Source organism: Salmonella sp. SAL03688 (assembly GCF_046551895.1).
GTDB classification, from domain to species: Bacteria; Pseudomonadota; Gammaproteobacteria; order Enterobacterales; family Enterobacteriaceae; genus Salmonella; species Salmonella enterica.
Genome location: NZ_JBGDVI010000025.1, coordinates 20,202 through 45,905, shown reverse-complemented (window position 1 = coordinate 45,905; position 25,704 = coordinate 20,202). Strand labels below are relative to the sequence as shown.

General features: G+C 51.7%; 32 protein-coding genes and 2 pseudogenes. 1 reads left to right on the top strand and 33 read right to left on the bottom strand.

Annotated features, from left to right (window positions below; genetic code table 11):
* Positions 1 to 3: 3 nt before the first annotated feature.
* The 7 genes and pseudogenes from recO to ACLJR2_RS20380 form a co-directional block, all read right to left on the bottom strand.
* On the bottom strand, positions 4 to 732 hold the full coding sequence (recO, locus tag ACLJR2_RS20410) for a DNA repair protein RecO (RefSeq protein ID WP_000399382.1): 729 nt from the start codon (positions 730 to 732) through the stop codon (positions 4 to 6).
* Positions 733 to 743: 11 nt separating this feature from the next.
* A complete protein-coding gene (era, locus tag ACLJR2_RS20405; RefSeq protein ID WP_000102230.1) occupies positions 744 to 1,649 on the bottom strand; it encodes a GTPase Era in 906 nt (301 codons plus the stop codon).
* Positions 1,646 to 2,326: a ribonuclease III gene (gene rnc / locus ACLJR2_RS20400; protein WP_001068341.1), complete on the bottom strand. Its 681-nt coding sequence runs from the start codon at positions 2,324 to 2,326 to the stop codon at positions 1,646 to 1,648. Before rnc ends, era begins: the two co-directional genes overlap by 4 nt.
* Positions 2,327 to 2,599: 273 nt before the next feature.
* Positions 2,600 to 3,574 (bottom strand): signal peptidase I, encoded by a 975-nt coding sequence (gene lepB / locus ACLJR2_RS20395; RefSeq protein ID WP_000002559.1) that lies wholly within the window; start codon positions 3,572 to 3,574, stop codon positions 2,600 to 2,602.
* A gap of 16 nt (positions 3,575 to 3,590) precedes the next feature.
* Positions 3,591 to 5,390, bottom strand: a complete 1,800-nt coding sequence (lepA, locus tag ACLJR2_RS20390; RefSeq protein WP_000790154.1) for a translation elongation factor 4 — start codon at positions 5,388 to 5,390, stop codon at positions 3,591 to 3,593.
* A gap of 316 nt (positions 5,391 to 5,706) precedes the next feature.
* Positions 5,707 to 5,799: pseudogene (locus ACLJR2_RS20385) on the bottom strand (DUF4113 domain-containing protein); the annotation flags it as partial.
* Between the two features lie 34 nt (positions 5,800 to 5,833).
* A pseudogene (locus ACLJR2_RS20380) lies at positions 5,834 to 5,947 on the bottom strand (helix-turn-helix domain-containing protein); the annotation flags it as partial.
* 227 nt (positions 5,948 to 6,174) lie between these two features.
* Between ACLJR2_RS20380 and ACLJR2_RS20375 the strand changes: the two are divergent.
* A complete protein-coding gene (locus tag ACLJR2_RS20375; protein ID WP_057516116.1) occupies positions 6,175 to 6,375 on the top strand; it encodes a PagK family vesicle-borne virulence factor in 201 nt (66 codons plus the stop codon).
* Between the two features lie 727 nt (positions 6,376 to 7,102).
* Here the strand turns inward: ACLJR2_RS20375 and ACLJR2_RS20370 are convergent.
* From ACLJR2_RS20370 to ACLJR2_RS20245, 26 genes are all read right to left on the bottom strand, one after another.
* Positions 7,103 to 7,624: a tail fiber assembly protein gene (locus tag ACLJR2_RS20370; RefSeq protein ID WP_057515233.1), complete on the bottom strand. Its 522-nt coding sequence runs from the start codon at positions 7,622 to 7,624 to the stop codon at positions 7,103 to 7,105.
* Between the two features lie 14 nt (positions 7,625 to 7,638).
* Entirely contained in the window at positions 7,639 to 9,279 is a 1,641-nt protein-coding gene (locus ACLJR2_RS20365; protein WP_057515234.1) for a hypothetical protein, read from the bottom strand.
* Positions 9,279 to 9,959 (bottom strand): DUF2612 domain-containing protein, encoded by a 681-nt coding sequence (locus tag ACLJR2_RS20360; RefSeq protein WP_057515235.1) that lies wholly within the window; start codon positions 9,957 to 9,959, stop codon positions 9,279 to 9,281. The genes ACLJR2_RS20365 and ACLJR2_RS20360 overlap by 1 nt, the downstream gene beginning before the upstream one ends.
* Positions 9,956 to 11,155 (bottom strand): baseplate J/gp47 family protein, encoded by a 1,200-nt coding sequence (locus ACLJR2_RS20355; RefSeq protein ID WP_057515236.1) that lies wholly within the window; start codon positions 11,153 to 11,155, stop codon positions 9,956 to 9,958. The genes ACLJR2_RS20360 and ACLJR2_RS20355 overlap by 4 nt, the downstream gene beginning before the upstream one ends.
* Positions 11,156 to 11,509 (bottom strand): hypothetical protein, encoded by a 354-nt coding sequence (locus ACLJR2_RS20350; protein ID WP_001270643.1) that lies wholly within the window; start codon positions 11,507 to 11,509, stop codon positions 11,156 to 11,158.
* Positions 11,509 to 12,261, bottom strand: coding sequence for a Gp138 family membrane-puncturing spike protein (locus ACLJR2_RS20345; protein ID WP_000301077.1), 753 nt, complete (start codon positions 12,259 to 12,261; stop codon positions 11,509 to 11,511). Before ACLJR2_RS20345 ends, ACLJR2_RS20350 begins: the two co-directional genes overlap by 1 nt.
* A 58-nt stretch (positions 12,262 to 12,319) precedes the next feature.
* Positions 12,320 to 12,700 (bottom strand): hypothetical protein, encoded by a 381-nt coding sequence (locus ACLJR2_RS20340; protein WP_000027041.1) that lies wholly within the window; start codon positions 12,698 to 12,700, stop codon positions 12,320 to 12,322.
* On the bottom strand, positions 12,697 to 13,470 hold the full coding sequence (locus ACLJR2_RS20335) for a hypothetical protein (RefSeq protein ID WP_000050388.1): 774 nt from the start codon (positions 13,468 to 13,470) through the stop codon (positions 12,697 to 12,699). Before ACLJR2_RS20335 ends, ACLJR2_RS20340 begins: the two co-directional genes overlap by 4 nt.
* A 141-nt stretch (positions 13,471 to 13,611) precedes the next feature.
* The gene (locus tag ACLJR2_RS20330) at positions 13,612 to 13,944 is read right to left on the bottom strand and encodes a hypothetical protein (protein WP_000819157.1); all 333 of its coding nucleotides are present in this window, start codon (positions 13,942 to 13,944) and stop codon (positions 13,612 to 13,614) included.
* Positions 13,941 to 15,008: a hypothetical protein gene (locus tag ACLJR2_RS20325; protein WP_057515237.1), complete on the bottom strand. Its 1,068-nt coding sequence runs from the start codon at positions 15,006 to 15,008 to the stop codon at positions 13,941 to 13,943. The genes ACLJR2_RS20330 and ACLJR2_RS20325 overlap by 4 nt, the downstream gene beginning before the upstream one ends.
* 2 nt (positions 15,009 to 15,010) lie before the next feature.
* On the bottom strand, positions 15,011 to 15,313 hold the full coding sequence (locus tag ACLJR2_RS20320; protein WP_031571512.1) for a phage baseplate plug protein: 303 nt from the start codon (positions 15,311 to 15,313) through the stop codon (positions 15,011 to 15,013).
* A complete protein-coding gene (locus ACLJR2_RS20315; protein WP_057515238.1) occupies positions 15,313 to 15,900 on the bottom strand; it encodes a phage baseplate protein in 588 nt (195 codons plus the stop codon). The genes ACLJR2_RS20320 and ACLJR2_RS20315 overlap by 1 nt, the downstream gene beginning before the upstream one ends.
* A complete protein-coding gene (locus tag ACLJR2_RS20310) occupies positions 15,900 to 17,909 on the bottom strand; it encodes a transglycosylase SLT domain-containing protein (RefSeq protein WP_057515239.1) in 2,010 nt (669 codons plus the stop codon). The genes ACLJR2_RS20315 and ACLJR2_RS20310 overlap by 1 nt, the downstream gene beginning before the upstream one ends.
* On the bottom strand, positions 17,899 to 18,063 hold the full coding sequence (locus ACLJR2_RS20305) for a DUF6889 family protein (protein ID WP_023229521.1): 165 nt from the start codon (positions 18,061 to 18,063) through the stop codon (positions 17,899 to 17,901). Before ACLJR2_RS20305 ends, ACLJR2_RS20310 begins: the two co-directional genes overlap by 11 nt.
* Before the next feature lie 23 nt (positions 18,064 to 18,086).
* Positions 18,087 to 18,539, bottom strand: a complete 453-nt coding sequence (locus tag ACLJR2_RS20300) for a phage tail assembly chaperone (RefSeq protein WP_057515240.1) — start codon at positions 18,537 to 18,539, stop codon at positions 18,087 to 18,089.
* Between the two features lie 3 nt (positions 18,540 to 18,542).
* Entirely contained in the window at positions 18,543 to 18,983 is a 441-nt protein-coding gene (locus tag ACLJR2_RS20295; protein WP_057515241.1) for a DUF3277 family protein, read from the bottom strand.
* 11 nt (positions 18,984 to 18,994) lie between these two features.
* Positions 18,995 to 20,140 carry a DUF3383 family protein gene (locus ACLJR2_RS20290; protein ID WP_057515242.1) on the bottom strand — a complete coding sequence of 382 codons (1,146 nt, stop codon included), beginning with the start codon at positions 20,138 to 20,140 and terminating at the stop codon, positions 18,995 to 18,997.
* Positions 20,141 to 20,143: 3 nt separating this feature from the next.
* A complete protein-coding gene (locus ACLJR2_RS20285; RefSeq protein WP_000069897.1) occupies positions 20,144 to 20,692 on the bottom strand; it encodes an LIC_12616 family protein in 549 nt (182 codons plus the stop codon).
* The gene (locus ACLJR2_RS20280) at positions 20,682 to 21,071 is read right to left on the bottom strand and encodes a hypothetical protein (protein ID WP_001142474.1); all 390 of its coding nucleotides are present in this window, start codon (positions 21,069 to 21,071) and stop codon (positions 20,682 to 20,684) included. The genes ACLJR2_RS20285 and ACLJR2_RS20280 overlap by 11 nt, the downstream gene beginning before the upstream one ends.
* Positions 21,058 to 21,612, bottom strand: a complete 555-nt coding sequence (locus tag ACLJR2_RS20275; protein ID WP_000008736.1) for a hypothetical protein — start codon at positions 21,610 to 21,612, stop codon at positions 21,058 to 21,060. Before ACLJR2_RS20275 ends, ACLJR2_RS20280 begins: the two co-directional genes overlap by 14 nt.
* Complete coding sequence (locus ACLJR2_RS20270) at positions 21,609 to 22,016, bottom strand: DUF4054 domain-containing protein (RefSeq protein WP_057515243.1); 408 nt, start codon at positions 22,014 to 22,016, stop codon at positions 21,609 to 21,611. The genes ACLJR2_RS20275 and ACLJR2_RS20270 overlap by 4 nt, the downstream gene beginning before the upstream one ends.
* Positions 21,982 to 22,350 (bottom strand): STY1053 family phage-associated protein, encoded by a 369-nt coding sequence (locus tag ACLJR2_RS20265; protein ID WP_001040702.1) that lies wholly within the window; start codon positions 22,348 to 22,350, stop codon positions 21,982 to 21,984. The genes ACLJR2_RS20270 and ACLJR2_RS20265 overlap by 35 nt, the downstream gene beginning before the upstream one ends.
* A gap of 41 nt (positions 22,351 to 22,391) precedes the next feature.
* Complete coding sequence (locus ACLJR2_RS20260) at positions 22,392 to 23,333, bottom strand: DUF2184 domain-containing protein (protein ID WP_000627464.1); 942 nt, start codon at positions 23,331 to 23,333, stop codon at positions 22,392 to 22,394.
* A gap of 11 nt (positions 23,334 to 23,344) precedes the next feature.
* Positions 23,345 to 23,842: a hypothetical protein gene (locus tag ACLJR2_RS20255; RefSeq protein ID WP_057515244.1), complete on the bottom strand. Its 498-nt coding sequence runs from the start codon at positions 23,840 to 23,842 to the stop codon at positions 23,345 to 23,347.
* 4 nt (positions 23,843 to 23,846) lie between these two features.
* Positions 23,847 to 25,079 carry a DUF2213 domain-containing protein gene (locus tag ACLJR2_RS20250; protein ID WP_000873182.1) on the bottom strand — a complete coding sequence of 411 codons (1,233 nt, stop codon included), beginning with the start codon at positions 25,077 to 25,079 and terminating at the stop codon, positions 23,847 to 23,849.
* 14 nt (positions 25,080 to 25,093) lie between these two features.
* Entirely contained in the window at positions 25,094 to 25,702 is a 609-nt protein-coding gene (locus tag ACLJR2_RS20245; RefSeq protein WP_000387695.1) for a phage head morphogenesis protein, read from the bottom strand.
* Positions 25,703 to 25,704 lie beyond the last annotated feature (2 nt).

Sequence of the window (25,704 nt, the reverse complement as noted above, 5' to 3'; positions counted from 1 at the left end):
TCGTTAATCTTTCTTCGTTTTTACTGTGCGTTTGGGCATAAATTGCCGGAACAGCTCCCGGCTTTTTAACGGTTTTCCCCCAAGATACGGCTTTAATGCCATACGGGTAAAGCGTTTAGCGGCACGCAGGGTATCTACATCCGGAAATTCCCGCTCCTCCAGCGCTTTCAGGTGCCGTCCGGTAAAGGTGTTGTTATCGATGACGACGCTGGCGAAAAAGCCTTTTTCTTCGCGGTAACGGTAGGTCATGGTGTCATCCACCCGTTCGCCGCTGCCTGCACAGTGGGTGAAATTGACGCCATACCCCAGATGACCCAGCAACGCCAGTTCGAAACGTCGCAACGCCGGTTCAGGCGAGCCGGTGGTTCCCGCCAGCGCCTGAATACAGTTCAGATAATCAAAAAAGAGTTCGGAGAAGCGCGTTTCATATTCCAGTACGCGAGAGAGGAGTTCGTTGATGTACAGGCCGCTATAGAGCGTAATACCGCTTAACGGCAGCGCCAGAGAAACTGCCTCGGCGCTGCGCAGGGTTTTCACCTCGCCGCGTCCGCTGTAGCGTAGCAATAACGGCGTAAAAGGCTGCAACGCGCCTTTCAGATTGGAACGTTTAGATCGCGCGCCTTTGGCGACAAGGCGCACGCGCCCCGATTCTTCCGTGAAGACGTCCAGCATCAGGCTGGTTTCGCTCCAGGGGCGACTGTGCAGGACAAATGCGCGCTGCCACCCTTCCACGCTGTGTTAACTCACAGATCGTCTACGTAACCGAGACTGCGCAGAGCGCGTTCGTCATCGGCCCAGCCGGATTTCACTTTCACCCACAGTTCCAGGTGTACCGGCGCTTCAAACATCTCCTGCATGTCTTTACGCGCTTCAATACCAATGGTTTTGATTTTGGCGCCTTTGTTGCCAATCACCATCTTCTTCTGCCCTTCGCGCTCGACGAGGATCAGCCCGTTGATATCATAGCCGCCGCGTTCGTTGGTAACAAAACGTTCAATCTCAACGGTAACGGAATACGGCAGCTCGGCGCCGAGAAAACGCATCAGCTTTTCACGAATGATTTCAGACGCCATAAAGCGCTGAGAGCGATCGGTGATGTAATCTTCCGGGAAGTGGTGAATAGCTTCCGGTAAATGTTTACGCACGATACCGGCAATGGTATCGACGTTCATACCCGTTTCAGCAGAGATCGGTACGATATCAAGAAAGTTCATCTGGCTTGCCAGGAACTGGAGGTGCGGCAGCAAATCGGCTTTTTCTTGCACGTTATCCACTTTGTTAACGGCGAGAATAACCGGCGCTTTGCCATCGCGCAGTTTGTTCAGGACCATTTCGTCGTCCGGCGTCCAACGGGTGCCTTCCACAACGAAAATCACCAGCTCAACGTCGCCAATCGAACTGCTCGCCGCCTTATTCATCAAACGGTTAATGGCGCGCTTTTCTTCCATATGCAGTCCCGGGGTATCGACATAGATTGCCTGATACGGGCCTTCGGTATGAATACCGACAATGCGGTGGCGCGTGGTCTGCGCTTTACGGGAAGTGATCGAAATCTTCTGCCCGAGCAGTTTGTTCAGCAAGGTGGATTTGCCAACGTTCGGACGTCCGACGATGGCAATAAATCCGCAGTAAGTTTTGTCAGTGCTCATTCCAACTCCAGTTTTTTCAGCGCCTGTTCGGCGGCAGCCTGCTCCGCCTTACGACGGCTGGAACCCGTGCCAACCACCGGTTCGCTCAGGCCGCTGACCTGGCAGTGGATAGTAAATTCCTGATCGTGCGCCTCGCCGCGCACCTGCACAACCAGGTAAGATGGCAGCGGCAGATGGCGACCCTGCAAATACTCCTGCAAGCGCGTTTTAGGATCTTTTTGTTTATCGCCCGGGCTTATCTCATCCAGACGGGTTTTATACCAGTTAAGGATTAACTGCTCGACGGTCTGGATATTGCTATCGAGAAATACTCCGCCGATTAACGCTTCCACGGTGTCCGCCAGAATGGACTCCCGACGAAATCCGCCGCTTTTTAATTCGCCCGGCCCTAAACGCAGGCACTCGCCTAAATCAAACTCACGGGCTAATTCCGCCAGCGTATTACCACGTACCAGCGTGGCGCGCATACGGCTCATATCTCCCTCATCCACCCGTGGAAAACGGTGATAAAGCGCGTTAGCGATAACGAAGCTCAGGATTGAATCGCCTAAAAATTCCAGGCGTTCGTTATGTTTACTGCTGGCGCTGCGGTGAGTTAATGCCTGCTGCAACAGCTCCTGATGATTAAAAGTGTAGCCCAGCTTCCGTTGAAGCCGATTAATTACGATGGGGTTCATGCGATACCAATAAATGAATGCGTCAACAATCCAGCACACGAAACAGACCTGATACACGTCATCTGTCCTGCCGCATCGCTGCAGCGGAAAGAAGGTTGTCTATAACCAACGCTGTTTCGTGTGCCGTGGCGACCAAACGGCGCCAACCTAAAACTTCGGGGGAATATTCTATACACAACGACAGGGGATGTCGTTAGTCTGAGGGAATTTATCCAGGAAATAATTCACGCTGCCGCTAAAAAGACGGCAGCGTGAACGATCATTTCGTCACAGTTAGTGAATACCGCCGATACGACTCAGGCGTACGCCTGTCGGCCACTCCCCTTCCTGCTTGTCAAAGCTCATCCAGATAGCGACCGCTTTACCGACCAGATTCGCTTCCGGAACAAATCCCCAGTAACGGCTATCCGCGCTGTTATCGCGGTTGTCGCCCATCATGAAATATTGCCCCGGCGGTACAACCCAGGTCGCCAGCGGTTGTCCTGGCTGTTGGTAATACATGCCCAACTGATCCTGGGCTATCGGCACCATCAGGATGCGGTGCGTCACATCGCCCAACGTCTCTTTACGTTCGGTCAGGCGAATGCCGTTTTCTTTCGTCTCGTTTAGCGGAACCTCAAAGAAACCGCTGGTCGCTTCTCCGCCGTTACGGCGGGCAAAGGTCTGTACAAAATCGCTCGGCTCAACGTTAGAGTAGGTAACCGGTAGCGCGTTTTCGCACGCCTGACCGGAGCTACAGCCAGGCTGAATCGTCACCTCTTTCGCAACCGGATCATAAGTGATTTTATCGCCCGGCAAACCGACGGCGCGTTTGATGTAATCTAACTTAGGATCTTCCGGATATTTAAATACCACAATATCCCCGCGCTTTGGATGACCGGTTTCAATCAGGGTTTTCTGGTAGATCGGATCTTTAATGCCGTAGGCAAATTTTTCCACCAGAATAAAATCGCCGATAAGCAGTGTCGGCATCATTGAGCCTGACGGGATCTGAAAGGGTTCATAAAGAAATGAACGAACGATCAGAACGATCGCCAGAACCGGGAAAACCGACGCCCCGGTCTCCAGCCAGCCCGGCTTAGGCGCCACTTTATTGAGCGTAGCGTTATCCAGCGCATCTCCCGACGCCGTTTGCGCGGCAGCCTGGCGCGCCCGACGTTTTGGCGCGAAAACAAACTTATCAACGCACCATAAAATGCCCGTCACCAGTGTGGCTATCACTAGAATCAGGGCAAACATGTTCGCCATGCCAACTCCTTAGGGATTATTTATTGTCTTTACCGACATGCAGAATGGCGAGGAACGCCTCCTGAGGCAGCTCGACGTTACCGATCTGCTTCATGCGTTTCTTACCTTCTTTCTGTTTCTGCAGCAGTTTTTTCTTACGACTGATATCGCCGCCGTAGCACTTCGCCAGCACGTTTTTACGTAACTGTTTTACCGTCGAACGGGCAATAATATGCGTACCAATCGCCGCCTGAATCGCGATATCAAACTGCTGACGTGGGATCAAATCTTTCATCTTCTCCACCAGCTCGCGACCACGGCTTTGCGAGTTATCACGGTGCGTGATCAGCGCCAGCGCATCGACACGTTCGTTGTTGATTAACACATCAACACGCACCATATCGGAAGCCTGGAAGCGCTTGAAGTTATAATCCAGAGACGCATAGCCGCGCGACGTTGATTTCAGACGGTCAAAGAAGTCGAGCACCACTTCCGCCATCGGGATTTCATAGGTCAACGCGACCTGGTTACCGTGATACACCATGTTAGTTTGTACGCCGCGTTTCTCAATACACAGCGTAATAACGTTACCTAAATAGGCTTGTGGTAACAGCATATGACATTCAGCGATAGGCTCGCGCAGTTCATAAATGTTATTCAACGGCGGCAGCTTGGAGGGGCTATCAACATAGATAGTCTCTTTCGCCGTTGTTTCTACTTCATAAACCACGGTCGGCGCAGTGGTGATCAGATCCAGATCGTATTCGCGTTCCAGACGCTCCTGAATGATCTCCATGTGCAACAGGCCGAGGAAGCCGCAGCGGAAACCAAAGCCCAGCGCCGAGGAGCTTTCCGGTTCATAAAACAGTGAGGCATCGTTCAGGCTCAGCTTGCCGAGCGCGTCGCGGAAACTTTCATAATCGTCGGAGCTGACCGGGAACAGACCTGCATAGACCTGCGGTTTCACCTTCTTAAAGCCCGGCAACGCTTTTTCCGCTGGGTTACGCGCTGAGGTTAAGGTATCGCCAACCGGCGCGCCGAGGATATCTTTAATGGCGCAGACCAGCCAGCCTACTTCGCCGCACTTCAGCTCGGTACGATCAACCTGCTTCGGCGTGAAAATCCCCAGGCGGTCAGCGTTGTAGGTCTGCCCGGTGCTCATCACTTTAATTTTGTCGCCTTTACGCATGGTGCCGTTTTTAATACGCACCAGCGATACCACGCCCAGGTAGTTATCGAACCAGGAGTCAATAATCAGCGCCTGCAGCGGGCCGTCCGGATCGCCTTGCGGCGGCGGGATATCGCGCACCAGGCGTTCCAGAACATCCGTCACGCCGACACCCGTTTTGGCGGAGCAGCGTACCGCGTCCGTCGCATCAATACCGACAATGTCTTCGATTTCTTCCGCCACACGCTCCGGATCGGCGGCCGGCAGGTCAATCTTGTTAAGCACCGGCACCACTTCAAGATCCATTTCCATCGCGGTGTAGCAGTTAGCCAACGTTTGCGCTTCTACGCCCTGGCCGGCATCCACCACCAGCAGCGCGCCCTCGCAGGCGGCTAACGAACGGGAAACTTCATAGGAAAAGTCAACGTGTCCCGGCGTGTCGATAAAGTTCAGTTGATAAGTTTCACCATCAGACGCTTTAAAATCCAGCGTCACACTCTGGGCTTTAATAGTAATACCGCGCTCACGCTCAAGATCCATCGAATCAAGTACCTGAGCTTCCATTTCACGGTCAGACAGGCCACCGCAGATTTGGATAATACGGTCAGACAGCGTCGATTTACCGTGGTCAATGTGAGCAATGATGGAGAAATTTCTTATGTTCTTCATAAATATGAATTTTTCAACTCGCTATGCTGATAAATTTTTCTTGATGGACACAGCGGTGGACATTCCACAATAACTACCCCATCAACGACTGGCGTGCATATTACACTGTAGCTTTGCAATCGTCAGCATACGATCTGCTGATCAACATACGATGTTACATCACAATAGTGGCCCATACGACCTATAAACACGGTTACAGTCAGTACTGACTAAACTGCAGGCAGCCTACCAAAGCACGCTCTTGCAAACAACGTGACTGCGGTAATCCATCACATCAAAAATGTGAAAAATCAGGGTGAAGAATTAATTGAACCTGTCACTTAACCCGAAACAGGTCTTCATAGCGGGTGGTATACCTAGGCGAAAGCATTTCTCGCTTCATAGTCCACTGCTGCGGTATCCCCTGCCCGACGATTTTCTGACTGTATTGTCATGGCGCATATTTAAGCCAGTTTAGAGGCCGGGAACTTTCTGTACAGCGTCGACAGCCCCACGTCATAAATAATCGCTACCTGCTGTCGCGGTACTCCTGCCCTAATCAGGCGCCCGGCCTGCGCTCCCAGTGGATGGGAGCTAGTAAGGATTTGAATAGCACATGAACTCACTCTCATATGAATTAATTTCTATAGAAAATAGAATATTGCTTATCATTTTTATTTAAAGTAAATATTTTATAAATTATTTTTATTTACTCACCCGGTAGTAATGAATTACGTTTAATATTTGTAATAAAGGATGCTGTAACAGTAAGGATAGTGAGTCACAATTTAACAGGTAACATATTATGAAACACGTTAAGAGCGTATTTTTAGCAATGGTTTTAATATTACCACCTTCACTATATTCTGCTCTTACAATAGCGGCAGACTCTCAATATCATAAAAAAGAAGAAAAAATTAAGACAATGTCTCGAAGGTGGTGTATTCTTTGGCCTGCTGCCATACCCGTCCCTGAAGATTGGTTTAAAATTTGTGGAGTTCATTGAGTATAAATTTAATATACTAACCAGTAACCTTATCAGTTATGACAGACAGGTCTTCTTCATATTTGCTATAAATAAGGCCTAGTTTTTCTTGATAAATGATAAAATCCTGGCCTGATGTGCCTGCAAGCCAGTAATATGACGTTGTGAAAAGACAGGCTGACGTTAATAAAATACGTCAGCCTGAAGTGATATTCAGTTCAGTAGGAACAATGAAACATAATAGCTAAATACGTCTTTAGCACCCAGAAAGTTACTATAGGTTTATTAAAAAAATTTAACACTGACAAATCTCACAAAAAAACGGTGGTCTATAGGTCCCTGGTGGATATTTATGGCACCACTCTTGACTTTGATAAATAAGTGCTGCCGGGAATGGTGGCAATCCACTAGAGTTTTTTGAATTATCAGGAGGCGCTTTTGTATCACTGTCAGCCATGGCCGATGCTGAGAAGGCTGTAGCCGACAACACCAGAAGCAATGGTAAAAATATACGATGTCTCATAATATCACCCGTGAATAATCAGACTATCCTTACTATTAATTTCCTTCATTTCCAGCATAGTTCACGCTGTATCATCATTGAATAAACAATTAAGTTTATTGAGCGTAAATTTACTTAAAGAAAAAATAATAAGCCTTAATATTTTTGCAATATTTCAACTCATCCCAGAATAAATGTGTGTAGATGACCTAAAAATGATTAGCAGGAATATCGATAGCCAGTAAATCACTCCTGTGGTAATGAAGGCCACCTGATTGCTGTGAAGGTGGCCTCATCTGAAATGCCTGTTAAATACAGCGTTTTAAGCGCCCTGATATACGCCATCCATTTAGTCAGGCTGGCCTTATCGTCGTCACTGATTTCACCCAACGCCAGTTCGGTTCGCCAGTCGGCAATGGCGCTGTTAGCGGCATCCAGTAGTTTCTGTCGGGTGGTTTCGGCCTTAGCCTGATAGTCAACGGGAACAGCCAGAACAGTGCCGTTCGAATATTTCCAGTCGCCATAGATATTAAATCCGGCTGGTAGTTTATTGACCTCAACAACTGAAAAGCCAGCCGGATAGAGTCGCGACACATCTTCTGATACGGAACGGATTATATTTTCGGAGTCAATGCACAACTTATATTTTTTCGTGAATTTATTCAGCGATTCGTAGAAGTCCTGACCATCTTCACTACGGAAATACAGAAAGTTGTTATCGTAATCCGGGGCATCAGGAATGTATCTGGTTACGTTTTTCAATTCCATTATATTCACCTAAATTATCCATTAATTGTACGCCAGCCATTACCCACCCACATTTGGAGTGGTCTATACGCAAATGTCACACCGTATGCTGTTGTTGGGTCATGTCTGGCCTGTGTTAAAAAGCAACCAGCAGGCGCTTCTGCTGGTCCATATTCATCTACTTTGCCAGGCCATACAGGAGCGCCGCGCTGGATATTCTGGACATAACGATTATCTGATTCACCTTTTGTATATACGTTTCCTGATGTTAAATAACGGGCGTCGAAATTACCGTAATTATCCGGAATAACTTGTCCATTAACAACAAACTGAATACTGCCATCGGTATTACGCTGGCTGTATAAATGCCATCCCTGGTCGTCATCCAGATCAATAACCGTTGGTCGATTTCCGTCACCCCACAAATGAAATTGAGCATTCAGCGCGGAGTTATTTGAGCTGGTCATGGTCATTCGTTTGGCATTGCCTGCGCGAATGGCTCCCAGAACCTGCATTTCACCGGGAGCGACACGAACGGTGTGCTGGCTATTCGCAAACGTATCCAGTATCCCGTCACCGTTCTGTTTAATTCCTGTGTCGTTATCGCCGAACACAATCGAATTACCACCAAGTGCATTGTCAGTACCAATACCCAGCGGGCCGTTAAGACGCCCTCCTGTAATCGGCAATGCACCCACATCACCGGCTGTTGGTTTCATCAGACTACTGTAAATTGTATATGTCTGACCGTTGGTTGAGTTTCCCGGCTGTACTGATGAATATTCAGGTGTACTGTGCAGCGTGACATTTGCATTACTGGTGTAATCGTACTGTGCAATTAACCAGTACGCATACTGGCCGATATTAATATAAATATCGTAAGTGTCGCCTGATGTATTAACCCATGCGACCTCGTTAGCCGCGGCAGGCGAACGTCTCCACAATGTGGCGGTTATTCCTGTCGGGTTCCCGTTACCTGAACGCAGCACCAGTTCACTGATTGCCCCTTGTTCAAATGAGCCAACGTTATACCCCGAACTTCCGTAAAGCTTAATTACCGCTGTTGACGTGGACTGCGGCATTACAACCGTGGCGATTTTGAACCAGCCTGATTCACCAAGTGTAATGGTAGTCGACGTTACCGCGCCGATAGTTCTCGCAAATTGTTTTTTGTCCGGAATATCGCCGCCATTCTGCGATTTTTGCAGGGCGCCCGCAGCTTGCTTTGCCGTTTCTCCTAAACCGAGGTATGTGAGAATATCCGCAATACTGGCTTTTCCGATGATGTCGCGCCCAACAGAAGTAAGATCTGTCTGTCCAGCGGTATCATTCCCCGTAAAATACGGAAGTTTATCTGCACCAGTAGCCAGACCAGCGAGCGCCGTCAGCGTGGCATCAAGAGTCTGAAAATCCTTACCGAACGCAGCGGACATTTTGGCGATAAAGCCGCTCAGGTCACCATCATCGAGTACATCCTGCCCGCTCTTGCTGGCTGTGTACTGTGCCAGTGCTGCAGCGATGAAGCTCGCCTGACGCAGCGCTTTATTTACCTGTGCACTTGATGCCTTGCCCGCAGTAAAACCAGACAGGAGCGCCGGCAGCGCCTCCCAGTCAGGCTGCGATGTAACATTAGCACCCTTGCCCGTCGCAAACGGTTTAAAATCATTTTTAGCCATCAGAGTAATGTCCCCCATGAACCGGCATCAAACCCGCTGATATATTCGTTATCCATATCAAACCCAAAAAACCTGTTTCCTTCAGAAGGCGTTTCCACCGAAGGAATTTCAATACTTCCGCCCCATACACCAGCGGCCTTTACCGTCAGATACCCTTGTCGTATCGCAGCAATAAGTTCGAGAGAGACCGATGAAATATCTGTTTCAGGAAAAACCCAGATACCTATGGTCATGTCCTGGTTATCGACGATCTGCATCTTCAGACCGGACCCGTCCAGTGCAGCGTCAAGAATGGGAGGCAGAGAGTCGTTTCTTCCGTCCCAGTTGTTAATTGCTATCTTCGTTTTTAGAACGATGCGATAGGTTTCATCGCTCAGCGAGGTATAACCCGAATCCGGATCATATGGCCCCTGCCAGACGCCCTGGTCATATCCGAGTCCGTCAGTGTCCCAGCTGAAATAGACACCGCTTATTGGCTGGCTTACAACCCGGCTTAACCCTATCCACTGGCCGAGAATATCGAGTTGTATTCCTGTCGCATAATCAATATCAAAAGCGTTTATTAGCCCATTTATTGCGGCTGAAGTTTCAGCTAACGGCCTGGTCACTAAATCGATGTGTTCAACGAATTTAGGTTTTGTCGCATGATAGTTAGTAATTAAGTCCGTATATTTGCTCATGCTGCCACCGTAATAATAATATTTTCCGGCTTACAGGAGGCAGATTCGTCGTAAGCAATATTAATATTCGCCGCAGCAACAGCTTCCGGAGATTTGCCGATCAGCAGCTCCTGAATATCGTAATAGCGTGCATTTCCACCACTGACGACCCCAAGGTTAGCAGGAGAATAAATCCGGCTCAGCAGTACCTGATCACCAATCATCAGTCTGTTAATGTAATCCGCAACAGCCTGCTGAATCTGCACACCTATCTGAGATGTGTACCCGGCAAAAACTTTTAAGGTGATTTTTCCGTAAACAGGGACATCAGTTGGTCGCGAAAAACTGATTATGTGAGGATTGCCATATTTATCCGGTACGGTTACGGATGTTTTTCCCCAGGTCCGGCCCCCCTGCCCTTTATTTCCCCGGATGGTCCTGGCTATTTCGGTCACATCGCCACCATCAACAATGGCCGAGATGGAATGCGGAGGGAGCCCGTTACCGTCAGTCTTTCCTGTATCATTTTCATAGAGCTTGTGGCGCGTCACACCAGCAATATTAGCGATCGCCCCGTCCACACCTTCAAATGGTGTGATGGATGGTATCGCGACACTCTGCCCCTGCCTGATGCGCAGTTCTGCGTCCGTTTCTGCAGGTGCGCCAACGGTGGCCGCTGCCGGGTTGGTTACTGACGTCCAGCCACGGGTCGGTGTATTGATAGTGGTAATCGCCCCCGCAGGAGCTGCAACCGCTCCGCTTTTGGAACAAATTGCAGTTGCCGTCACGGTGCCATCAACACCAATCACCACTGAATCCGGAAGACGCCAGATCACGTTATTGGTGTCTTTCACGGTGCCGTTCGTAATGGTTGTTCCTGCGGTGCCAGTGAGCAGTAAATCCACGGTAGAGTTCGTTGCACCTTTGCGCGCGATACCGTTAATTTTTACGTTACTGGTCAGCGCTGCGCCGTAACCCGTAGCAGGTGAAAAGCAGTTATAGACGGAAATGGCTGTGTTATTGGCATCGTGAATAGCAAGCGCCACCAGCGCCACCATCTGGCCGTCTTTGCTGTCCGGCTCCAGATAAGCGTCACTACCATAAATCTGCTGGAAATAGCTCGTCAGGGTATCGAGTATCGTCTGGTAATCAGGCGCACTGATCCCCTCAGCGGTTACCGTTGCCGATAAGCCGAGTGTGTCCAAATTGAGGGCCATTTATGCCTCGCTGGTTACTGTCGTTGTTCCGTAGATAGTGTCGATTTCAGCGAAGAACTGGACGCGGCGCGTCGTCGTGTTCACTGTGGTATTGAAAGAGAGGATGGATTTCACGCCCCGCGTTTCGAGGATGCGCTTGCGGATCGCCAGATTGTAGGTTTCCGGCTTTTGCTTACCGAGCACAGACTGAATCCACGGTGTTCCCTCTGTCTTATCGAGGAACCACTGCCCGTACCACAATGCAAATCGTGTTTTTACCGCCTGCGCGACAGCTTCTGGCGAGTTAATCAGCCAGGTATCATCGCCACTACCAAAAGTGTAATCACCTTCGCCGTCTTCACGTCTGTACCGCATTAGTTCACCTCATCTGTATTGCTTCCACCGCGTTGAACGCCGCCATGCGTATGGGTATTGTCGATCAACTTGCCGTTCGCTTTCACACTACCGATAAACTCAACAGCACCGGTGATTTTTGATGCAACGCCAGAAACAACGGACCCTACCATGCCGCCCAGCCAGGACAGCAGCCCATGAATGGTAACTTTCGCCGAGAAGTCGGCCAGCGGAGTCACTATATCCAGACCGCCAGGCGCTACGATTTTAATTTTCTGAGTGGAAGGGTTGAGCTCAAAGAACGTACTTCCGTCGTCGCTACGGAGCTGCGCGGCCCCCGTACTTATTCCGCTTATTTTTTGCGCCTGCGACTGCGGCCCGACGATACAGAACGCATCCGATAAATCATGCACCCGATCGTCGACAGGCTCCTGTACCCCGCCGTTCTGCCACCAGAAATCGATGCAGCGATCGGAAAAAATCACCAGGCATTCATCACCGGCTTTCACCGGGAACGTTAGCGTGCAGCCGCCGCCGCGAGGAAATACCACGGGCACATCCACCAGCAGCGGGTAAGGTTTTGTCACCCGGTTGCCGTCGTTATCGGTCTCAACCGAACGGATAGCAGGCTGCACAACCGCCGTAACCGCGTCAGGGTCGAATGACTGAATAATGCCGGGCAAAGCGACGCGGATTTGGTTCTTTGTTGTTTCCCGCTCAGATTTGAATGTTTCGGCAAGGTCGCCGCTACGGGTCTGGTCAGATACTGCCATTTAGTAGGCTCCAGAAAGCAAAAAACCCGCCACTGGCGGGTTTATAAATAAGGTTTAATTAAGCAGCCTGGGATTTCATTTCTGCTATTTTGTCCAACATCTTGTTCACTGCTGAAATAGATGAACTCGCTTCTGTTTGCAAAATAGTCTCTGTTAGATCGTAGTCCGCGCGCTTACGCTTCATTTTTTGTTGCTTAAGAACTGCCCCCAACTGGATAAGAGACATTAACTCATAAGGTTCGCCCTTTCGCCTTGCGTCTGAAGTCAGATATTGTACAACTCCATCATGTGTTGTTGGTGGACAACACGTCAAAAGGCCGCATGTTTCATGGTAGAAAGCATAGTAAGCCCGCGAAATAGCACTTCTGAAACCAGACTCAACACCAGTGTCTAAACACGTGATGGCTGCGTCAATGAACTCTTTTCCTTGGATACTCATATTGTGAATTGAATCTCCTGCCGATTACGCCCGCGGAACCAAGCTGTTACATTTTTTCCAGCGAAGACTTCATTCATTGCAATTTCAGTAGCAACGTCAATATCCATATCGGAAAGCGTATCAGCATCTTCGCATAACACATCACAAACTATGCCCGCATCCCCTTCAGGGCTTGCGACGTAGTCATGTGAAATTGCTAAAACACCATAATTTTTGGCGACATTAGCAATTGTTCTGGAAAGAAGACTTATTTCATTTGTACTTAAATCAGTCACACTTATGAATGCATCTAATGCCTGTTTTTTTTCCATAACATCTGACTCCATGCTTTCTCGCTCGCTATCGCTTCCAATCATAGACAGAGCTTTTCGAGCAAAAAAGAGTGATAGTTCACCATCACCGTCCGCATAGGCTGCATTCCTGGCTCGTACACACAAAGCGAGACTAGTAATTTCCCTAGCCAGTCTCACAGCCTCTTCACGATACAATTCATACTGCCCGGTATAACTGAGATAAGAGAGATAATTCCTGGCTACTGCTTCGTCACGATATGCAACTGCCTCCCGGAAAAAACCGACAGCCTCACTGTGTTGATGCGCAGCTCCATAGGCCAGAGCCAACACCATAAGCTTCACGGGCTCATCTGGGATTTTACTTGCTCCAGAAACCACTCGCTTTAGTGTAAAAGCATCTAACTGTTGCCCTTCATCAATATGCGAAGTAAGCATCTCAAGCGTTTCATTCAGTTTGCTATGCAGTGCAAGTGACATTAATTATCCTCCGTGGCAGCAGAATTTATCATCAGGAGGCATCATCAACAACCTGTAGTTTTATTCATTACTCCCCATTTTAGACTAAGACTTTGTTCTTTTGCGGGGAGGTAAAGAGAACTTGTTAAAAATAAATTCCACTCAATCAGGCACTTTCTTACACGGAAATGATCCAATGATCCTCGGCGCGTCCATGCTGTTCTGCAGCAGTTGGACGTTAAGGAACGCTTTTCCGTTACGCTTCACAAACTCAAAGCCGTAATTGTTGCCATCACGGGAAGGCATCAGGCCCATGTCCATTTTCATGTTTGAGTAATCACCATCTTTTCCCAGAAATTTGATTTTCTGAGATGTGACAGTCTCACCGTTAATAACAGTCATTCCGTCACCGGTCATTGTGTAATTGCCGCACTGAATTGCAGCCATCGCCGGTGCAGTAACCATCATTGCTAACGCCAAACAGAACCGTTTCATTGAAGCCCTCTTTCCCTCGCTGATGAGGAAACAAGATCCGCCGCGCCACGCGCTTCGCACATCATGTCCATGTACCACGCCTGGCCCCTTGTATCACCAGTATACATAATGCCTTTCACAACATAAACGCCATCCGTTGCGATGCTGGCAGGCTGCGCCGTGGTGCCGCTGAGTGTGATATTGCCGTCAGTGTTCTGGTCGGTGATGCGGCCACCAGCCATAGCAATATCGTTGTTCGACAATGCAGTACGATACACCGAAGCCTGATCCAGTTGAATTAGCCCGTTAACCCGGATGTTCGGGTTAATCAGCGCGCGGACGTTAACGCCATTACCGATGGTCTGCTGAGGCATGCCGATCAGCCCGGTGGCGCTGTTGAGCACAATCGCGTCGTGCATGTATTCACCTTCGGGCAGCATATTAAGCTGACCATCCACGAACTGCCAGGTGGCACCGCACTGAGCAGCAACGTTATCCATAAGATGCCGTGTCATGCCAAACAGCGCACGTCCGCGCGGGAAAACAGTCGGGGGGAATACCGGAGTGCGACCAACGGTCGCGCCTTTGGCTTCGAAGTCTTTCATCAACAGCCTGAACATATCTTCTGTCGTGTAACCCGCTGCCAGCGTCTGATTGGTAATGCTAGTGGCAAATGCCAGATCCGTATCGGCGGCCTGAATCAGGACGTAGGAGTCAATGGGACTGTCTTTTCCTGTGACCGAGTAGCGAATTTCCCCACTAAAAATCAGTCCGTAGTTGCGCCCGTCGCTCTGGCCCACCGTGTCGGCGTCGACTTCCCGCGCAATGCCGACATCGCTGGCTGCCACCTCCGGCGCGATACCGTCGTAACCGGCAATCAGCCGCACTTTCGAAAACTCCTGGCCGGTGATGCGGTTCACCGTATCAGCTGACAGGTTGTAGATTTTGAACGTTCCCACCCGGGACGCGCTGCTGATGTTGAACCAGTCGATCGTAAAGGTCACTTTAAAATCGCTGAGTTGAATACCCTGTCCGTTTTCGCCCACGAGCTGCAGCTCGAAATGCCTCATCCAGTTCTGTGACATGCTTACTCCGTTAATACCAGTAAATGACTGCGACCGCCCAGGTCGGTTTTCGTCGGATAATCCTGTGTACTGTCGTCACACATCACCACCAGCTTAAAACCCAGTCCCATGTATGCGTACTGTGCCAGCAGGTCGGCGCCAGTGACCAAAGGAATGCCGGAGATTACCGGCTCCCCCCTGTCGTTCTGCAGGTCCATGATCCAGTACAGGTCACGCCAGATGATGCGAATCCGCCACGTGATACCCGCCAGGATGATGCTGAACTGCTGGTTATCCGCGGTCAGCGGGATTTCCTGAATTGCCATTAGCCCAGCCCCAGTAATGACGCCGCGTTACCCGTGATGCTTTTCAGCAGCGAGGTATTTGGCGGCTTTGTGGTTTTGTTGCCAGTATTCAGTACCGCCGACGTGCTGGCCCCGTCCTTCATGTTGGTTTTATCCGCGACGGTTACCTGCTGCGTCTGCGAGATAAGAACCTCCTTCAGGGTGAGGACAGCAGACAGAACGTTTTCGGTCGTCCTGTCGGTCGTCACCTCCAGTGCGCGGATCAGCATGTTGCTGTACAGCCGTTTGCCGGTCACCACATCGAAGGGAATACGGCTTTCCTGCAAGTCGAGTATCTCCTGATACGTCTGCTGAGGACTCAGGCCCAGTAAGCTGGTGGCCGTCAGGTTACTGGCAAAATCCAGCAACGATCCGCCACCAGCGAAACCGACCTCCATCACCACTTCAGACGGTTTTTTGTAGGCATGGTCAGCGATGGCGGCACCGACCTCGACAGGGTGCTCTGTTATCTCTAGCGTGTCGGTGTGCTTCTCTGAAACAACCACACTGGGGACTATCATCCCTATTTTCCGGCTCTGCTGCTGAAAGAGCGTAGAGAGAATATCCATTAACCCACCTTCGTTTGATTGCCGCGCATCACCTGTGCGTTTGCTGATTGCTGCCGGCGCTCGACCTCAGTACCGACAGCCCGTGGATCACCACCACCGTAAATGTGATAGGTGTTCTGCTGCTGTACCTGTGTACCCCGCCCCGGCATGTTGCTCAATACCTTAGGAATGTAGTTGCGGGTTTCCTGAGGCATAAGGGCCATCCCGTGTTTCTGCACATTCCCGATCCCCCAGTTGTATGACGCCAGCGCCTTACTCAGGTCACCACCATTCGCCCTCAGCAACTGTGAAAGATACTTTGCGGCTGCCCGCGCGGCCTTCTCCGGGTCGAAAACATCATTCCCGCGCAGCCCCATGTCGCGCGCCGTGCCGTCCATAAACTGAAACAGACCTTTAGCGCCAGCACCTGAAACAGCGAACTGATTACCGCCAGATTCCGTGATCGCCACGCTGCGCAATAAACCTTCCGGAAGCCGATAGAGGTGTTCCAGATTGGTTAGCATCGGCTGCATCCATCCCAGCAGCTCAGCGCCAGCTTTTGTTGGTTGTGGCCGCTTAACTGACTGTCCGTGTTGTTCAGGGTCATCACCCCCAAACCAGCCGCGAACCGTTCGGCCTACGCTGCGGGGATCGAATCCCCAGTGCTCTTTAATCCAGTCGGCGGCACCGTTGGCGCTGTCTGTTACCATTGGCATCGCTGACGAATTTTCGCTGCCCTGATTAAGCATCTGTTTGCCGATGCTGGCGGCATCGGCCCAGCGACCGTCTTTAATGGCATTGAGCAGGTCGGCGATCATGTTCAGCATTTTGCTGAACTCACCCATCTGGTCGATGAAATTGCTGAAATCCCACTTCAGGGACCATGATTTGGGGTCAATATTGAGCAGCTTCGCCAGCGCTTTCGCCAGGTCGTTAACGGTCGTTTTAAGGTCACGAACCATCTTCAGCGCAGCGTCGACTTCCGGCTTCCACTTACCCCAGTCAATCAGGCTGTCCCCGCCTTCCTTCCAGGTCTGATAGTCTTCCCACAGGAGAGCAATACCCGCCGCCAGCGCGGTAATGAGGCCAATCGGCGACATCCAGAACGTGCTGTTCAGAATGCGCAGCGCAATCGTCAGTGCGCCAAACAGCGAGATCAGTTCCCGCGTTTGCTTATCCAGTGATTGCCACCAGGTGATAAGGCTGGATGTTCCCTCAATAAGCCTGAAGAACAGGCGCCCGATGATATCCCCGAGCGTCAGAATACCTTTTATGGCTTTCGTCAGGGTCTGCTCGATGCGCGGGAAGTTATCCAGGATGTGGCGGCGCAGCGTGTCCAGCGAACCCGCCAGACCACCAGCAAGATTAGAGCCGATCTTGTCACGGGCCAAGCCTGCCATCGCGCCGAACTCGCGCAGGGAGGTCATGAACCTGTTGGAGCTTTTGGCCGCCTCGTCAGCATTGAAACCGATGACCTTTGCCATCGCGCTGTACTGGCCGGAGAATCCCCCTAAACCCCAGCGCATCGCCATAAGGGTATTTTCATCAATGCCCAGCATCTGCGCATACTGGTTAGCCCGGTAATACGGCATGCTGCTGAGCTTCTGGCCGACGCCCGTAAAAATGGCGGCCATATCGCGCATATTCCCGCTGGCGTCCCGGGTCTGTACGCCCAGGCGGTTCAGAAAGCCTTCCGCGCCGGGATTATTACGCACAAACCGGGAGAGGCTTTCCAGCGAAGTCCGCGCCGCGTCCACACTACCGCCCACCTGCGAAACTGCGTAGCCAATCGACTGAATCCCCTGAACCGTCGCGCCGGTGCGTTGAGATGCCCAGTAGAGATTATCCAGACCGGAGGCAATTTTCGCCGTAAACGCAACAACGGACAGCGCCGCACCTTCCACCGCCAGCCCTGTTTTTATGGCATTTGCGGTGACGCCAGCAAGAACAGATTCAAATTTCTCGTATCCGGCTTCATCAATACCAAAGCCAAGGGAGACGAGAAAATCTTTAATAGTCTCAGCGTTCATTATCCTCTCTCCATTTCTCAATACGGCGCTGGTTGTCAGCCTTAACGGCCAGATGGTCATTCATCAGCGCGATATCGCACAGATCGACAGACCCATCCTTCAGCGCGTAATAAGGGATTAACCCGGCATCAACCGGATCGAGGAGATAAGACAGCCCGTCAGGCAGGCTGTTAAGGATTAATCCTGAGACTGCCCCGGCGTCGCGCTGGTAGGGTTCACGGGCAAAAAATTTCCCAGAGAATCGGCGACCACCCGCGCCACCAGCTGCAGCATGGTCAGCAGGTCGATATCGTCAAACATCAACTGACCGCTGTTAAACACCGGGGCCCATCCCCCCATATGTTTGCGTGATACCACAGCCAGGCAAGGATGAATAATCGCGTTGGTGTCTTCTTCGGTCAGGGAAGACAGTTCCTCAGCGATGCGCGGAAGCAGGGTTTCAAACACCGGCTTAAGCGCATCAAACTTAGCGCTGTCGATTTTGCCATCCACAGGCAGAAGGGAGCGAATGCTCCCGAAATCTGACATCATGCCCGCCAGTACCGGCAGCAATTTACGGGTGACTTTCAGCTGGTCAAAAACGCTGAGTTTTGCCACGCGGTAATCGTGGCCTTTGACTGAACATTCCATCTGTTAAAACTCTCCGAGGATCTGGTCGATTTTGCCGCAGTCAAATACCCAGGGCATCGTATTACCGGCTTTAGCGTTGGCGTTATCCGGCTGTTTCTGGAACGCCACACTGCGCGCCGTGATGATGTCTCCGCTCACCTTATTTCGGATCACAATGACGTTGTTTCCCCAGGTACCTGAGGACTGACTCTGTGCGTTATACGCCAGCGACAGTTTTTTGTTTGTCGGCGAGGTCTTCAGCAGATTGACAGTTACCGTACCGCTTTTATCCGCGTGCAGGCTGTGCATCACTTCGCCGTCAGCACCGATGGTCATGGTGTTTTTGGGGCCGCCCATTGCAACGGTGATCCCCTCCTCTGAACTGGCGGAACCGTAGCCCAGGTCAATCTCGCCAGTCGGGCCGGAGAGGGACGCCGTGACATCCATAAAAGAATAAGTAGCCATTCATTTTCCCCTTAGCGAACGACGTTGATCTGTACGTCAGCGAAATGCACCGCACCCGCCAGCTTGCAGGCCACCTGAATAACCGGCGCCTTACGGGCTTCTCGGTCAGCCTGTGCCTGTTCTGATAGCGGCTGTGCGTAGACGTAATACCCTTTTGTCAGCGTGTCTCCGGAATCCAACTGCCCGATTGGGCCACCGTTCCATACGCCAGCAGCCACCAGCCCGTTCGTCACGGACTGATCCATAGACTGCTCAACATTGGACAGAAGACGTGTAACACCCGCATCGGTCTGAGGCACTTTGGTTGTACTGGTGTACAGCAGGTTATACAGGTTGGTCTGAACGTAGTTCTGCAGCCAGTCGAGCCCGTGGCGCTCATCAAAGAAATCACCGCTGGACATGACGCCCTGCTGCAGGATTGCCGTATCGTTCTGGTAATACACAAACACGTTGCATTTTTTGGCATCCAGCGCCGCCGCCTGATCAGTCGTCAGAGTTTCGTAAGTGATCCCCGGCTCCTGTTTAAATTTCAGGGTAATGGTGGTATTGCTGCCGTTGAAATTCACCGTAAACGCGCGGCCAAATGCAGACAGCGCAGCGTACTTGCTGCTGGAGGAATACTGTACGAACGTGCGCCCGTATTTTGCCGCCTTCAGCTTGTAGGCCAGATCCCCGGTTGAAGTGGCGTCAACGGTGGCGGGATCGCTGGTGGTAATTGCCAGAATGCGGCTGACGCCCGAAGCTTCTACGGCTGCAGCAACTTTCAGCCAGTCGTCATCTGCAATATCCTCTTTGTCTGCAATACCGAGACCATACCAGTTGGTGTAGCCCATTACGGCGTTAACCGCATCCATCAGCTTTTCAGCAGCACCCGCCTCACCCGTTGCCAGTGTCTTAGCCCAGCGACCTACATATACTTCTTTAGGGCGTGGTGATTGCGAGAAATAGACTGTTGCTGCTTCATATTCGGGGCTGTCCACGCCGAAATCAGATCCGATGTCCTCCTTTGAGGAGTAGAGGCGAATGCGCTCAGAAACCGGGATAACCGTTGAGCTCCCGAGAATGAGCAGTGAACCAAAGTTTCGACCAGTAGCCGCACGCGGCCCAATGATCACGTCGACATTAACGACGTTTGAGACAGGTAATCCCTGCGGCATAATTTACTCTCCGAAGAATGAAACGGGCGCATCTTGCAGCGCCAGGATGTTGTACTCTCGAACCACTTTCCGGCGCAGCCGCACTTTCATGTCGTAACGGCGTACCCACTGTTGGTTAATAAGCTCGGGGAAAGGGACAATATCGCCATAGTCAACGAGCGAGAGATCCGACTGGTTCAGCTCGGCGTTGTTTTGCTCAACCGATATTCCGTCACGGAATCGCGAAGCAATTTGCATCCCCCCCGGGCCGTAGAACGACGCCATAGCGACAAAATCCTCATGCCGCCAGAGCTGTGTTCCGGTATCGGTCTGTTGAGTGAATGCGGGGCTGTTATCAATGGGCCATTCGATGATGCCAAACGCGCACCAGTTCGTTTCAACTGGCAGCAGTGGCGGCTGATCTTTCTGCCAGCGCGGGCGAACCATCCCAGCAGGCAAGCCGGAAACGTTGCGCATCCACTGGCTTAACAGCCTGTCTAGCGCTTCGTCATAATCCGGATCGCCGCTGGTAGGCGTCAGCCAGCCGCACTGTGTGCTGGTGTTATTGCTCAACGGGAGTACCCCCATCAAACGGCAACAGTTCGCAATGAGCCTGGACGAAGCCAGCACCGTAAGCGGTATACGGGTCGACGAACGTCACACGATAATCCCGGTTCTGATACGTCACGATATCGGCATCACGGCCAGTCTGCCCCTGCGTGAGTCGCTCAGTCGTCACGATTAAAATCGCTCCGCTGATAACCTGCCCGGCCTGCATGCGGCGGTTTTCAAGAGAGCGGTCAACGGTAACAACCCCTGCAAACTGCGTTTTAACTTCGCTGTCGCTGCCGATCCCGTCCTCGTCCACCGTTTGTGCGCGACGCGTTACCCACAGGTTGAAGTCGCAAAAATCGGGGTCAAAAAGCACATCGGTTACATCAAGAGTCGGCATCTTTATCCCTCACTACATGGGTTATTGAGGCGAGATATTTGCCAGTATCGTAAAGAGGCTTAGCCAAAGTGGTGCCCGGAGATTCACCAGCAGCACGCCGCGCAAGTTCCGCTTTCGCACCTTTACGCCCACGGCGCGCACGCGCTTCAACGGTGCTATCTGCAAGCGGAGTAAAATTGGCAGCTTTGATGTGATTTTTCACCCCTCTTGCAGCCACTGTACCTGCGCGGTTGAGTGCTCTTTCCGCTCCCGCCGCATTACCATCAAGCGCAGCCTGTGCCGCAGCTTTAAGCTGTGGCATCGTCTGGTCTTCAACTGATTTAACGCCGGGTACAAGATGCGGACGTGGTGGGATGTTTTGTGCAGGTGAACCGTATTCGTTGATATACCCAATCCCGGCATTACCGAACGGCACATCATCCCGATCGCTGTCTTCCGCAGGGATACCGACCAGCACATCCTTTTTGGTTAGCGACTTTAGCGCATCCAGTATTGCCTGAGCGTTATCAACCCTCGTTGTTACACCGCTTTTGAAACTCATAGCTGGCGTCCCCCCGCACCGAACATCGTGATCAGCTGATAAAATTCAGCGCCATACCGGGTGTTATTCCAGAAGCCTGCGTCAGGGTTTAGCGTCGCGCTGGTGTCATAGCTGACGCTTACCTTGTCAACGGACTTAGAGGACTGAACACCATTGGTTGAACCGCCCGGACCGCCAACCAGCATCGCCCGGCTATCTGTCGCCCAGAGCGTCATATAGTGCGCAACGAACAACTCGGCAAAGTACGGAAACAACTTTTTGCCAGTGACGTTTTCGCTCAGTAGTTCATCGGCCAGATTTAGACGGAACTCGATTTGGACGTCGGGATATTTTGCCGGGTCAGCAAACTGCGGGAAGTCGCGGCGAAAATCACTTACTGTTGGCAGGCTTTGATTCTTTGGCATCTTTCGCCCCATTACCGCCAGTCCGGGCGGAAGTAATCTGCGCCTGCAGGCTGTCGTTCTGCTCCTGCAGCTTGAGCAGAGCGTCTTTCAGATCGGCAATCAGTTTATCTTTATCGGCAATCTGCGCCTGAAGGCTGTCAATAACGGGTTGCTGGTCATCAGTTTCATTCGATCCGCTTTCGGAAAGCTCAGCGTGCGCCCGGGTAAACCAGTGCGACGCGACCTCTTCTGGTACGTTATGCCGTCCCCGGCCAAACTCCTGTTTTGACTGATCGCCGAGCGTCAGCGTAAACGGGGTGTGAACATGGATGGTAACCAGCTTTTCTTTCGCCATTTTTAGTTTCCTTCTGGCCCCTTTCGGGGCCATTCTGGTTATCAGATACCGTCCACGTAGGACAGGGTTTCTTTGTACACTGGCTCAACCGCACCGAGCTTGCCGTAGTAGGTCGCAATCTGGTACAGACCACGATACTGAACAGGAACGCTTTGCAGCGGAACCAGTGGATAGCGGACGTATTTCTTATCGTTGGTGTAGGCGACCATACGGTCTTTACCGCCAACCCCGCGCCCTTTCAGCCATTTGACCGCTTTGATTTCCAGCGGAACGCCGTTCTGGTGGAAAGCGATAGTGTTCACAGCCAGATAGGTCAGCAGTGACTGGTTACCCGCTTCGGAAACCTTACGGCTCGCCAGCAATGAATACTGCTCTGGCGGAATGCGCAGATCAGAAGGCACGACGGAATAACCGGATGCTGCCCAGGCATTCGACAGAATGCTGTTTACGCTGTCGAGGATCTCATCGTTGGTGGAGTTAGCCCAGGTCTTCGTTGCGTTGTTCAGCGTCACACCAACGAGATTCGTCAGACCTTTCAAACCAAGCGCTTCGTCTCCGACGTAAACCTGTTCGTCGTTATCCATCTGCCATTTAAGCTGCATCCCGTCGTACTTCTGAGTGTCGATCGGACGGCCTACCTGCTGTGCCGCAGCCAGCTCAACAACAGTCCATCCCAGCTCCATCCCCCAAAGGTTCAGCGGATTGCCGTCTTTACTGATATCAACATTAACGCCAGCAATGGCAGTTGAATCTTTGCCTACCCAGTTTTTACCATTCGGATTAGCGCCAGAACCCGCCACGCCAAAACTGGTATTCGTCCAGCTGGAAATGTCATCTGCGATAGAGACGTCTTCGCGCAACTGGATATCACGTGTCCAGGTATAACCCACCAGTGGCAGATTCAGCCCCTGGTCGAGTCGCTCCAGCTCCCCGATGAGAAAGGCACCGGAGCTATCAACGGTTGCCTGATCAAAAGTAATCATTCGTCTGTTCCTTAAATCTTCCAGGAGATTTCTGCGTTGCCGTCAGCGTCACCGGCCCCCGTAAAAAAAGCATCAGGTAACGCGGCTGTTTTGCCTGTCACCTCTGCCGCCGTGATCCCGCCAAGCGGAACTGGGATGGAAGCATCGGCTGATACCACGATGTACACCACGCCCCCTTTTTTAACGGACGAAGCATCAGCACCCACGTTTACCGTCATGTACCCACGCTTCATGGCGTCGCCCGGGAAATTCTTATCAGTACCCACCTGGCGAACCATGTCTGGCTGCGATGTAGTCGGATACGGACGAACGTAGATACCCTTCACCTTGTCGACGGTGTCACCCTCCGCCAGCGGCACGAAAAAGCCGTCAGCGTCGTATTTGCCAGCCAGACCATATGCTGCGAAGGCGTTATCGGATTTAAGGATCACCGGTTCGACGGTTAAGTCCTGCGGGCGAGAGATAGCCCCGGCAATGCCAACAGGCATCCGGTACAGATATGCAGTCATTGGATTATCCTTTGCGGTTAGACCAGAAGTCGGCGTTTTGTTTGTTCAGGGAAGCGATGCTGGTCATGCCCATGCCTGGACGTTGTGCATCGCCCGTGGTGCTGCGGGTGTTTCTCCCTTTTGCAATCTCAGATACGGCGTTAAACGCCATATCAACCGATTGTTTAGGTAATTTGCGGATATCAGCGTCACCGACAACCTGGCGAACCAGTGTTTTGTCTGCGGCCGCCAGCACATCACGTTTAAATGCGGTCGGTTTCACCTTACGGCTCAGATCGATACCCGGGATAATGACTTCAGCGCGATAGGCAGAATCACCAGTAATCGTGGTTTCCTCTTCGTTGTCCTCGCCGTCGCCGGTCGGGTCTTTCTTATCTTTATCATCAGGGGTGTCAGCATTATCGCCCGTTGCCGTTCCTTCCAGCTTAGCCAGCAGGGCCTTGAGCAGGGTTTTGATATCGTCCTCGCCGTCGCCGGTCACATCTCCGCCCATCTCCGGCTTTTTGTCCGGCAATGGTTGTTGCGGTGAAAGGTTAATGTTGAGATTAACGCCGCCCGGCAGATCACCTTCATCACCCGTTACAGCCGCTGGCGCTGAGTCCAGCAGTTCGTTCATGGTGTCCGAGTCACCTGTTTTGATGGCCGTGCGCATGCGGGTCCACCAGCTTTTCTTTTGATTTGCCATTGTGTCTCTGTCTCCAATTGCACAACGATTTCCGGCTCTGCCTTTGGGGACAAGAGCCACATGGTTTCCGGTAATATCGACTTGCTCAGCCTTACCTGGCTCAGCCTGTTCATATTCCGCGTCATAGCCACACGACACTTCGCGCAGACCATCTTCGATAAGCTGAATGGCGCTTTCGTCTTTGACGATAAGGTCAGCCAGCATCAAATCAGACTGCTCACCAGTCCCGCGCCGGACATTCTGAAGATGACCGACCGCAAGCTCTTTCCAGTTCTCGGGATTGACCAGCCGGACGTTCCCGTTTTCATCCTCCGGATGCAGGATCGTGATGCTCATCCCTTCGAAGGAGGCAAGCGTGGCCGGATGGAATACCTGCTCAGGAGAGCGCGTTACGACTATCTCACCGAACTTGTCAGGCTTGAGGTTTGGCAGATCAGCAGCGCCGTAAAGCTGCTTACCCGTTCGACCTATCGGCACGTCTCTGCACAGCAGCGAGCCGTCAGCCAGCTGATAGCGGGTTTCCCCCAGCCGGGTATTGAAAAAATATTTCATGTTTTACCTGCGATTCAGGCGAGATAAGAATGAGGGTTGGGGAAGACGATTTCTTTATAACAGCGGCAGTTCGGGAGCTCGCCAGCGTGACCGGTCATGCCGTCAAGCGTTGGGGGTCGTCCCCATTCGACAAACTTCCCTTCCATCTCCCGATGAGAATGCCGGACGTCGCCATCTTCGGCTGTACGCCAGATATAACCATTCGAGCCGATTGACAGCGCTCGCGCCTGATCGAGCGCGCCGGTTGCACGTCCAAGCTCGGTACGGGCGATAAGGTCAGCCCTGGACTTTGCTATATCACCCGATGCTGCAATTTCTTTAGCAAAATGCTCCGCTCTCCCCCCGGTCACAACAGCTTCAATCGCCCGATTCTGGATGTCGTATACCCTGTCAGCAGCCTCGAGGGGTAGCGATTTAATGTACTTAACCTGTTCGGCAACGATGGATTTCATCACCTGCCCTGGCGGGGCATTGCTCACCAGATTGCGTAGTTCACGACTGATGGTTTTGCTGTGTTTCCGCCACTGCTCATCATTCTTGCGCACAATGTCGGCGGTAAAGTTCTCAGCAACCTTCGTCGCCCACGGCGTTATAATTTCGCTGTAGCGCTCCAGGGCTTCCATGA